This is a genomic window from Elusimicrobiota bacterium (assembly GCA_041660185.1).
In the GTDB taxonomy this organism is placed as follows: Bacteria; Elusimicrobiota; Elusimicrobia; order 2-01-FULL-59-12; family 2-01-FULL-59-12; genus JBAZWU01.
In genome coordinates, this window is sequence record JBAZWU010000024.1 from 1 (window position 1) to 11173 (window position 11173).

Genomic DNA, 11173 nt, shown 5'->3' on the forward strand with positions numbered 1-11173 from the left:
TCCCGACTACACTCCACCTTGAACTATGTCAGCCCGATGCAGTTCGAGAAACACTGGCTTGCCGCTCAGGCCCATTACGCCAGTCCATGACCACGGTTATGGGGTACGAAGTTCGTGGGCAAGCTCACCTTGATGCGGTTGCTTGCGGCTTCGACGTTATTTTTCAGTTGTTGCCGCTTTAGGTCCTGTGCGTGAACCCGGGGCTGGAACTCGCTGAGCCGACGGCGCTCGACAACGTGGGGCTGCCGATCCTGTTGTGCCTGTCGTGACACATCATCTTGTGCTGCCATGCGATCGACCACCGCCAGGATGTCGTCCACTGACGGAAGCCCGGCTTGAATGGCGGCGGCTTGAGGAAAAGCAGCTGACCACCAACACCCCACAGGATCCCCTGGCAACTGCAGTACCCAACGGCCGGTACCTGTATCTTCCTCGTTCTGAGCTGCGACGAACGCGGCGATGGGAACAAACATCTGGCGCAACTCGCGAGACGCTTGTCCAAGCATGGTCTGCGCGGTCTGTTGCTGATCTTGAAGTACGCCAAGTTCTTGAAGCTGCCTCAAGCCTTCAGTCGCTTTTTGGTAGGGATTTGTTGCCACGTGAGGCTGGCCGTCCAGCGGAGTGTCACATGCAGGGCAACGATCTCCGACAACATCCTCCAGAGCGAGCACCGAGTCATACAGTGCTTTGAAAGAGACTTGGTCGCTTTTGGCGCGAAGTGCAGCGATGATGGCATCGAGTTCTTCGCCACATTGCCGGGCTTTTCCAAGAGCGTCCAGGAGGCTTTTACGCGTTAGACCAAGCACATTCGACGGCGCCGCTTCCAGAATGCCGTCAAGCTCCTGAAGCCGACCAGGGGCTTCAGCGGTACCGATTAGATTCTTGAGTGCTTCGTATGTGATGTTGGCTGCATACTCCCTCGCAAGAGCAGCTTCCTCATCAGTTAGCGACTTTTCAGATGCCGTCTTGCCCTCGACAGTCGTGCGGTCCTCGGCCAACGCATCACGGCGCGCCGCTAAGGTGTTTTGCCGTTCGCTGAGAAGGACGAGCTGGCCGTCAATGGACTCATTGAAATGGCTGACGAACTCGTTGAACTGATCCATGCCGAAGAGGGTGGCAATCAGTTCGGCTCGTTGAGCGTTGGGACGCGCAGCGATTCTTGAAAACGCATCGATCCGATTCTTCTCGATGAAGCAGAAGCGATAGGTATCGAGACTGGGAACGACATCGACCTCCCGTCCTTGTTGATCTGTCGCTTTGAGAATTGGCGCGTCGAATCGCCTGTCGTGGACATTGGCTAGATAGGTCCGAGCAGCAATACGCTTGTATCCAGCCTCTTCGACGTCGCCTAAGAGGGCGTACTCCAGTCCTTCGCATAAGCTAGTCTTGCCACTGCCGTTGGGACCGTAGAAGAGGATGATCTGTTTCGTGAGGTCGAATGGCTCAGGTACTCGAAAACCCCGAAACGGACCCAGTGTCAGATGGCGAAGCCTGGTCCATGGCCATGCGCCGGCATCAGCATCAGCCTCAGCCGCTGCAGCAGGCGCAGCAGCGACAGTGTTCGCAAGGTCCCGGCGAATCAGCCCGACGAGGCAAGCGGATCGCTGGTTGCGCTGACGCGACGTCCCTGCAAGCTCATTGAAATTGCGTAGTGCTAGGGTGGCCAATCGTCGCACATCCTCTGGAACCTGCTTTTCTGGCTGATAAAGCCATCGCACATAGCGTTCGAAATCCTGTCTAGCAGATGCCATCCACTGCTCCTTGTTATTGGCTGTTTGGCGCTAAGCGTAGCGTAACCTATGCGCGTGGCGCGCCACGCCCTGACCATTGACTGACGTGCCTCTCAGGCGTTCATCGTCCGAATCGCATGCTCGATTCGCGATCTGGCCTGTGTCGTCACTCGCTTCACCCCGAAAATCCTCGCTACCTCGGCGGCTCGGTCACCGAGTATCACTGTGCGAGCTGCGGAGCGAAGTTCGTGCATGCCGATTTCCTCGATAGAGCGTGCGTCCTCAGTGGTCGCCGGGACGCGGAAGCAATCCCATCCCTCGACGTCGTCGAACTGCATCCATACGAAGTGTCCATGCAGTGGGTCCGGTTGGATGTGGTGATTTTGCTTGATGAGATCCAGAACGCGTTCCCGAATCAGACGTCCGGCTCGCTGGAAACCGTGCGCACGCGCCACACGCTGCACAAGGAGGGTGTCCAATATTGGCGCCTCCTGATGGAGGACTCGCTGGATCAGGGTGGCAAGCGTCGTTCCGTATGAGGGGTCATAGAAGAGATCGGGCTTCAGTTGATCCACTAAATCGGGATAGGTGGCCACGCGGTATGCGCGATGAGTGACAGCCACAGGCGCGGATGATGCGTTGTCCGCGAAGCGCATAACGGGTTCGTCGAGAACCGAGGCACTTGCCTTCGGTTCTCCCGACCTGCCTCCCAGTTCGATTTTTGCGCCGGTATCAAGCACGACAGCATCGGGTTGCAATGGCAGGGCCTCAGCAACCGCTTTCATTGCCTTCTTCACCGCTTCAGCGGCAGCGGTAGCATTGATTCGCGATTTGTCGAGCATGTCCGTGATGGCCACATGCAAGCGTTCGAGAGCCCCCGTTCGGTCGACCCACCACTCCGTCGACCATACGCGTAGGAGCTTCCATCCCAGACCTTCGAGGATCGCGCTGCGGACTTTGTCCCGGTCCCGCGCGGTGGCTGCACTGTGATAGGTGGCTCCGTCGCATTCCACACCGACCAGATAGTCCCCCGGATGATCGGGATGGATCACACCTAGGTCGATGCGAAAGCGTGAGACGCCAATCTGTGGCACAACATTCCACCCTTTAGCGCGGAGACCATCCGCCACGTATTGCTCGAAGGGGCTGTCGTATGCGCCTACGGAGCCATGAACAGCTTCAGCTAGGGCGCGCGGCCCGCGCTGAGCGAACTCGATGAAGTGGCGCAGGTCGTGGACCGCGCGAGCCGACGTGCGATTCATGTCGACCATGGACGGATCGAAGGACGTGAAAACCAGCATTTCCTGGCGAGCCCGGGTCACTGCGACATTGAGCCGCCGCCAGCCACCTTCTCGGTTGAGCGGGCCGAAATTCATTGACATGACCTGGGCGCCGGGTTCGGCTGGGCCATATCCGATACCGAGAATGATGACATCGCGCTCGTCGCCCTGAACCGTTTCGAGGTTCTTCACCACGACGGGCTCCGACTGGTCCAACTGGAAATAGGGCTCGATTTCTGGATGTTCGGCCCGGGCTTGATCAAGCAGATCGCTAACCAGCTTCTGCTGTTCACCGTTGAGCGTGATGATGCCAATGGACTTTCCCGAAGCGACAAACGCTGGATCGGTTAGACGCCTCACGGTCTCCTCGACGATCGCCTTGGCCTCGATCTGGTTGTTACGCCCTTTGCCCTTGGCGTACACGCCTTGTACCCGGCGCCACTCGACAGCGCTTGCGCGAGTCTCTGCCGCGGGAAACGTGATCAGTTCGTTGTCGTAATAGTTGTGATTGGAGAACGCGATAAGACTCTCGTGGCGACTGCGGTAATGCCAGGTGAGGCGGTGGCTCGGTACTCCGGCGCCCAGGCACTCATCAAGGATGCTCTCCATATCCTCCTCTGTATCATCGTCGCCGGCGCCCGCACCACGATTGAAGAAGCTGGTGGGTGGCATTTGGTTGGGATCGCCCGCCACCACAACCTGCTTGCCCCTCGCGATGGAACCGATCGCATCCCACGGCGCGATTTGCGACGCCTCGTCAAAAATCACGAGATCAAATAAACCCTGATCGGCTGGCAGATATTGGGCAATGGAGAGTGGACTCATCAGCATGCAAGGGGCCAGCTTCGACATGACATCGCCCATTTCCATCGCCAGCTGACGCACGGGCTTGCTAGGACGCGTCAGCTGTAGTTGGTGCCTCAGTACGCGAAAGCCATTGCTTGCTGCAACTTCGTTCTTGTCGGGAATCAGCCCACACAGCTTGGCGCGAATGTAACGGCTGCTGAGATTGGCGAGCTGGTCGTCCACACGCCGGTACGCTTCGATATCGCTCATGTGCTCAGCTGGTACGAAACCGCGCAGGAGTGGCTCATCGTCAATAGCGCCGATGGCGAACCAACGTGCATAGGCCACTTCGAAGAGGTCGATGATCGATCCGTACGCTACGCTGCGATCCAAGACGGCGTCCGTCAGCGGAGACAGGCCAAGAGCCTCCGCCTCATCCCGAACCCGGCACCAATCGCACCATGCCTTGAGCTGAAACTCGCTTCCTATGATGGCTTGTGCGGTTCCGCGGAGCGTTTTCAGGTCCGCTGTCGCATCGACAGCCGTTCCCGACAACTCGGTGAACTGGATGAATGCCAGTTGCAATCGCTCGTAAGCACTCTTCAGCAGGGCGACCGCGCCGGCAATGGCTCCAACTGGGGCCAGCAAGTCATTGCCTTCGACGATCAGAAACGCTGCGGCCCGCCGCAGCAACACCAGATGCTCTGGCGCCTTGGCCAGACCGACAAGACTTGCACGGATCTCGTCTGCAAGCTTCATCGCTGCCGAGATCTTCGGGATGTTCGTGGCGAGGCCAGCCCATCCAGGCATACCCTGAAGATCAGGGCTGAGCGAATCGACTTCAGCGTGGAGGCCGCAAATTCGGCGAAGCTTCGGCAAATCCCCTGCAACATCTGGAAGGTTGGTGACACCCCCCGCCAAGGCGAGCTGACGAGCGACTTTCTTCTTGGCGAGGCTCGCCAGGAACCAGAATTTGTGTGCGGCAGCGTCCCAATGCCGCTGAATGTCTTCGATGTGGAGACGATGAGCCGCTTCGCGATCGTAGGGAAACGACAAACTGCCCTCGATGCTGCTGTACTCGCGAATGAAGCTGATCGCTTTCTTCGCAGCGGCCTGCTTGGAGGCGCTCTCCGGCGAGAAGGCAAACCGAAGATCCAGTCCATAGGCATCTGGAAGGAGCCTGGTGAAACCAAGAAGAGCGGGGATGCAGGTGAACTCCTCGCGCTCAAGAGGCATCTTGGTCAGGTCCAGCACCTGGATGAAGGCCGTCTGGCAGAGATCCATGGCGGAGAGCATCGCGTGCGCATTGGCGGCGACCGATTCTTGCCAGGCGTTAGACCATTCGCTGTGTCTCAGTAGCGAGAAATCGCCCGGCGATCTTTCAGCGGCTTGGCGGTTGAGATCGAGACGACGCGCTATGTCGCGCAATCGTGCGATCTGCGCCGCGTCGTGCCGTGTACTACCGGGCCACGCCAGGCGTGGGGTACTTGGCGTCGCATCACGGATGACGCGCCCCATGGCCTGGTGAACTGTCAGTCCGTTGGGCCAGCGCTTGTGCAGCACGCCGACCACCCCGTTGAGCTTGCTCCTAAGCTCATGTACGCGTTCGGCTTCAATGCGCCACTCCTCTTGAGAGAGTGCATCGCGTGTGTCCCAAGCTCGCTCCAGCTGCTTGAGGACCTCGACCTTGGAAGCCTTGCTTGAATGAAGCTCCAGGCAGAACTCGCCGATGTTCTTCTCGTCAAGTCGCCGCTTCACCACATCGAGCGCGGCCATCTTCTCAGCCACAAACAACACGCGCCGGCCAAGGGCCAGGTTATGGGCGATCATGTTGGCGATGGTTTGTGACTTGCCGGTGCCCGGCGGACCGTCCAGCACGAAACTGTGATCGCTTGCGGAAGCAACGACGGCGGCCAGCTGCGATGAATCCGCGGGCAGGGGCGTGAACAGTTTCCCGGGCTCGACCTGGGCGTCGAGTTGCTCGGGACGAGGGAATTCACCCGGCGATCGAAAGCCTTCCCCACCGATCTTTCGTTCCAGCAGATGGTGGACCATCGGACTCTGCATCAGCTGCTCGGAACGGTCCGTCAGGTCCTTCCACATGAGGTACTTGGCGAAGGAGAACGTCCCGAGCACGAGTTCGGCCGTGACCTCGAACCCGGGCATGTCGCGGACCGCGTGCCGGACCTTATTCCAGATGCCCGCCACATCGATGCCGCTCTGATCCGTCGGAAGATCACCATCCAGACCGGGTATGTTGAGCTCGAAGTCGTGCCGAAGCAGCTCGAGGAGGGTGAGATTGAACCGGGGGTCCTCGTCCAGCATCGTCATCGTGACCCCTGATACCGCGCTCTTTCGTTCGAGCCGAACGGGCAACAAGATCAAGGGCGCGGAATAGGACTTGGGATCATCGGCCGCCTTTTTCCACTTCAGGAATCCGATGGCCAGGAACAGTGTATTGGCACCACCTTCATCGAGATCGCTACGTGCCTTGCGATACATATCCACCAGCGCGGCTTCGAGCTTCGTCTTCTCCAGTGTTGCCAATACTTCGGCACGGTTGAGCGCGTTGCGGGCGTAAGCCTCGCGCAAGTTCTCCCGGTTTTGCTGCTCATAGAGTGCGGAGTCCCGGCCACCGGCTTCGAGATCGGGCATCGCCACAATGCGAATACGCTTGCCTTCCGCCAGTTGATCCTCCAAAGCCGCTGGATCGGGACAGATGAGCCGGATGGCTTTCGCACTGTCGGGCACGTGCAGGAGGCGGTTGCGCGTCGTCAGGTCCAACAGCTTTCGCTGCCACAACTGCAGCTTTCCGGCTGGGCTCTCTGGCTCGATCGTCACGTCGACGTCGAAGCTAGGGAGAGCAGGAGCCTCCTCAAGTGCGTCGTTGATCGTCGCGGCAGGTTCTCCCGCACCACTACCTGCGTGCTGGTGCGAGACAGCGATGGCCAACGGGCGAATGCGCTGCATGCGGGCGCGGCGGAGATCAAGCGCCATGATGAAGTCGTCGTCGTTCACCTGCCGCTGGGCATGCTCCACGGCAAGGCTAAAACCCGGTGCGGGTGCCTGAGTGGCAAGCGTGGTCTCAAAGGCAACAAGCTCCTTTAAGGCAATGCGCTTTCTCAGTGCGGATGCATCCTCCGTAATGAGCTGTGAGAACTCCTGCGGTTGCAGCCACACGCCGACGAAGGCGTGACCCTGGGTGAGGACAATAAGCGCATTGAGGCCCGCTTGCTCCAAGGAGGCGGCAAAGAGCAGCGCCGTATCCAGACACGTGCCAACACCCCCGTCCAGGATCAGTGATGGTGTACGGATCTTTTGACCGTGCGTTTCAAAACTTGCCGGTGGCAGTGCATACCGGATACCCAAGCCGCAGACACTGGACCAGATCGCCGATACAAGCTCCCAGGTCCGGGTTCGTGACTGTGCTGTATAGCCATCAATGGCGTCTCTCTTTCCCGCGCGCCGCAGGACTTCGGAGGCTCCCTTCAGTATGTGGTCTATCGAAGGATCATTCGGCATGCAAAACGCCGCGAGCAGTTCGGGCATTGCCTGTGCACCACCCCATTGGTTTTTGGCCAACAGCTCGACGGGGTATGACGTTTCGGCGATCACCTCGTCGCCGACGCGAACCCTGATCGTCAAGTCGGAGCGTAAGCTTTCAGTGAGTTCCGCCAGGTAGGCGGCATGCAGTTTCACGTCCCGATCCGGGATGCGCACGCTCGAGCCATGAAGTAAACGATCAATACGCCAGCGCTTCGGCTCCAGGAAGGGAAGGCTGGCGGTCAACTCCACGACGAGGTCGTCGTGATCGATCTCCGCATCATTCGATATGGTCAGTTCCCGGAGAATGGGTACTGAGTTTTGGTGTGAAGCAAATCCGATCTTGCTTGCGACGATTCCTTCGATCCCGACACCCATGGGACTGCCCCCTTAACTTGTAAATGACTACGCTGCTGACCATCATAGTCCGGCGATAGCGTTGGGGACCGAACTGGTTCAAATCCATGTCTACTAGTTGCCGGTGGGTATCGCGACAGCATAGACCGGCACATTGGTGTCGACGGCAACATTCACTCGCGATCCGTCCAGCCCATTGCCGTTGCCTCGTTGATTTCTTCGATGGTGGCAACCTTTGCTGTCCGTCCGGCTAGCAGGCCTACAAAGCCAGCCATCGACCCCGCAGGCCGGGCTGCATTCAATGCGACTTGACCATCGGGAAGCAAATCAAGCTCAATCCTCTCCCCTCGGCTCGATGCCAAGGTGTTCCAGAACCTCTTCCCGAAAGGTGACTTGTCCCCGCGGCGTAACGGTCAGTGTGGTCATGGTGGACTGCTGCCGGTTTCGCAGGCCCCGCGTTCAGGTGGGGTAGCCCCCCCCCCGGGGGATCCAGGCCCCGCGTAGACGAGCGGGAATCTACAGCTTTGGCTGCGATGAAATAGGCTATATCTGCGATGAAACAGGCTATATCTGCGATGAAACGTAAGCGACTGCCGTAGCCACCTTGCCCGGCGGGCAAGGTGGCTACGGCAGTCGCTTACCTTGGACACCTTCCAACTGATACGTGGGCAATCCTCAAGCGATCTTGCGGGCGAGAATTTCAGCGAGGCCGTTCACCACCTCGACCGGCTTTCAGCAAACCTGCGATGAAATTGGCTATGCAGCACGAGCAGCAGGCGATGAAGCTTTTAACGGGATGGGGGTACCATTGTCGGCAACCGAACAGCCAAGCGCAGGATCGGCAACCGCAGAGGTCGCTATGAACACGCCTGAATCCGTTGAAGATCTGATCCCCGATGAACCGTTGTCGTCACCTGGTCGTACGCTCGATCGGGTGCATGCGGCGATCCGGGGCGAGTTCGACGCTGACCAGCTCGAGTCCGACGAGGAACGACTGTTTATGGACCTGTTCGCGCAGTACTTGGCCCAGCCCAATGCCGAGAACGATGCGTTCGTCGCCAAGATGTACGCCGAAGGCGGCTATGTGGGTGAGGATGAGCAGGGGCGATTAGTTCGCACGTTGCCCGGTGGTGGTGTCGAAGTGATCGAGCCGGGTAGCTGACGCTATCTCAGGACTATGAGCGCAAACATTACACCACGCCATCCGCTCTTCCAGAGCGCACTTGATGCGATCCTGGTGGGTGCCGCTGACTACGTGTCCGTTGAGCACGAGCGATCAGCGTCAGCAGTACGAAATCTAACTACGGGTTTATTGTTGCTTTGCAAGGAAAAGTTGCGGCGAATGTCGCCCTATGACGACATCCTAATCTACCAAAATCTGATGCCCGCACCAGACGGATCCGGCGGCCTTTGCTTTGTCCGTGATGGCGATAAAACGGTTGACCGTGCGAACATTGAGAAACGCTTCAAGTCGTTTGGCGTGATTGCTGATATGAAAAGCTTGGAGCGTGTTGTAAGAGTTCGCAACACTCTTGAACATCACTATATGCCAGAAGGTATGGATCCGGTGCGCGGCGCGTTCGTCGATGGCTTTCGCTTTCTGACTTCTTTTCTTCCAGATCACCTTGATGTTGTCGCCGCAGAAGCATTGGGCGAAGAAGTATGGGAGATGATGCTAGAACAGCGTGCCATCTATTTATCGATGATGGAAGTCTGTCGGCAAACGCTCCAGTACATAAATTGGGACGTGGCCCCGTCGACGATGCAAGAGCTGTTGATATCCCGCGGGTGTTCGAATTGCTCTTCACAATTGCTCCGACAGCTCGATCCAAGCAACGGAGACCCGTTTTCAATCGAGCTTAAGTGCGATGCATGCCGAGTGCAGGCGCAAGTCGGAGACTGGATGGCCGAGGTCATTCCTCTCTATTACGCTTCAGCTGCATACCTTTCTATGACAGATGGTGACCCGATCCCATACGAAACTTGCCCGGAATGCGACCGCTCAACCTACGCATTCGACGAAGGGCAATGTTTTGCATGCGGTTTTAAATTGCCCGCCAATCAATGCGGGAGGTGTGGTGAAGGGCTAACGCTCGATGATTACGCATTGGAAAGCAAATTTTGCGGTTACTGCCGGCACCTGCTTGAAAAGGCTGACCGCGATGACTGAGACGCAAGGGTTCGCCTGTATAGAGCTTTGTGTACGCTAACCCCTCTCAGGCAAATGCACAATTTCACCGGCGGGTAGGGCGCCCATTCCTGCCAACATTGCACGGACGGGGGATGTCTTCTCAAAGAATCTCGCCCACTGGCCAAAGCCGCCCATCTCGCCAACCGCCCGGAGCATTGCAACGTGGGATGCTACGAGAACGTCCACCTGACGCTCCAGCTCTGCAATACGCGCGTCTCGGTCGGCAAGGATTCGTTCCACAGATATAGCAGATGTCTTTTGCGTGCGCGCCGACCACTGACGAAGCTCTTTTTGCCTTTGTTGATACTCGGTCAGCATCGCTCGCCTGACCGGGTCCCTTGTGATCGATGATGCAGCCTTCAACGAGGGGTGGCGACGTGCCACCTCCCGTGCAGTTATGTCTTGGTCAATGGAGATCAGGTCCTCCAATATGGATTTGATGACGTCTTCGTATTCACGCGCAGACGGATCGGGATACTCGTTGTTCACTCAGCCTCTCCAGCGTTCGGCCGAGAAAAGTCGCGGCCATCGGGAAATACCCGGTCACCTGGCTGCGCGGTCAGGAGCTTGCGCACACCGGTAAGCATCGATTGTGCATGACGAACTTGGTTCGCTGCGCCGATCGTCTTCGCATGTCGTGAAGACCCATCTTCTACGGCGGCGAGCAACTTAACTTCCAAGGCAAGAAGATTCTTCTTTACCTCTGGCCGCTCGCTGGTAGTCAGATGCCTACAGCCATCGAAGCATTGGAGATGCTTCGGGCACGGACTCACCGTAAAACTCGATACGCAAGTCCCGTAAGGTGTTGCATGAAATCCATCCGCTTCCGCCCTGAGGAACGCGAACGCTGCTTCGTCACCTTCCGCTTCCTGGATGCGCTTGAAGTCATCAACTATGGGGCCTGAGGCCTTGCCAGCATTGATCATCTTAAGGACGGTAGCTGTCTTTTCCCCTAGTGCGAACTCCACCTCCGTCGCTAGTTCAAGGCTTGCAAGCTCTTCGGCGAGGCTCCGGTGATCATACTCATGGCTTTGACGGACACTTGTACGATTGAACCGTTTTGTGATGATCGAATCTGCCACCCCAAGACGAAAGAGCTCATTGTTTTGAAGATGGCGAAGAGAATGTGATCGAAGGTAGAGCGCACGATCATCTTCAGTGAGGGTGTACAGAATTTTGTGTAAACGGAGTTTGAGTTACCGCTGAGGAAGGCGCCCCTCGAACTGGATCGTAAAGCGGTTCAAGGCAGCCTTCCAGTCGCGGATCGGCATCGTCCATTTCTTGCT

Annotated in this window: 6 protein-coding genes and 1 pseudogene; 2 read left to right on the forward strand and 5 right to left on the reverse strand. The window is 57.9% G+C overall.

Translation table 11 applies throughout. The features are described from left to right. Nucleotides 1–74: 74 nt before the first annotated feature. From WC859_10615 to WC859_10625, 3 genes and pseudogenes are all read right to left on the reverse strand, one after another. The gene (locus WC859_10615; GenBank protein ID MFA5976599.1) at nucleotides 75–1751 is read right to left on the reverse strand and encodes an AAA family ATPase; all 1677 of its coding nucleotides are present in this window, start codon (nucleotides 1749–1751) and stop codon (nucleotides 75–77) included. A 92-nt stretch (nucleotides 1752–1843) separates the two neighbouring features. Continuing rightward, nucleotides 1844–7717, reverse strand: coding sequence for a DUF3320 domain-containing protein (locus WC859_10620; GenBank protein ID MFA5976600.1), 5874 nt, complete (start codon nucleotides 7715–7717; stop codon nucleotides 1844–1846). A gap of 152 nt (nucleotides 7718–7869) precedes the next feature. Beyond that, nucleotides 7870–8122 (reverse strand): annotated as a pseudogene (locus tag WC859_10625) (AbrB/MazE/SpoVT family DNA-binding domain-containing protein). A gap of 238 nt (nucleotides 8123–8360) precedes the next feature. Between WC859_10625 and WC859_10630 the strand changes: the two are divergent. Together WC859_10630 and WC859_10635 are read left to right on the forward strand one after the other, a co-directional pair. After that, nucleotides 8361–8858: a hypothetical protein gene (locus WC859_10630; GenBank protein MFA5976601.1), complete on the forward strand. Its 498-nt coding sequence runs from the start codon at nucleotides 8361–8363 to the stop codon at nucleotides 8856–8858. A gap of 15 nt (nucleotides 8859–8873) precedes the next feature. Next, a complete protein-coding gene (locus WC859_10635; protein ID MFA5976602.1) occupies nucleotides 8874–9866 on the forward strand; it encodes a zinc ribbon domain-containing protein in 993 nt (330 codons plus the stop codon). A gap of 36 nt (nucleotides 9867–9902) precedes the next feature. Here WC859_10635 and WC859_10640 read toward each other — a convergent pair whose 3' ends face one another. Beyond that, on the reverse strand, nucleotides 9903–10376 hold the full coding sequence (locus WC859_10640; GenBank protein MFA5976603.1) for a hypothetical protein: 474 nt from the start codon (nucleotides 10374–10376) through the stop codon (nucleotides 9903–9905). After that, nucleotides 10373–10969: a hypothetical protein gene (locus WC859_10645; GenBank protein ID MFA5976604.1), complete on the reverse strand. Its 597-nt coding sequence runs from the start codon at nucleotides 10967–10969 to the stop codon at nucleotides 10373–10375. Before WC859_10645 ends, WC859_10640 begins: the two co-directional genes overlap by 4 nt. Between the last annotated feature and the right edge of the window lie 204 nt (nucleotides 10970–11173).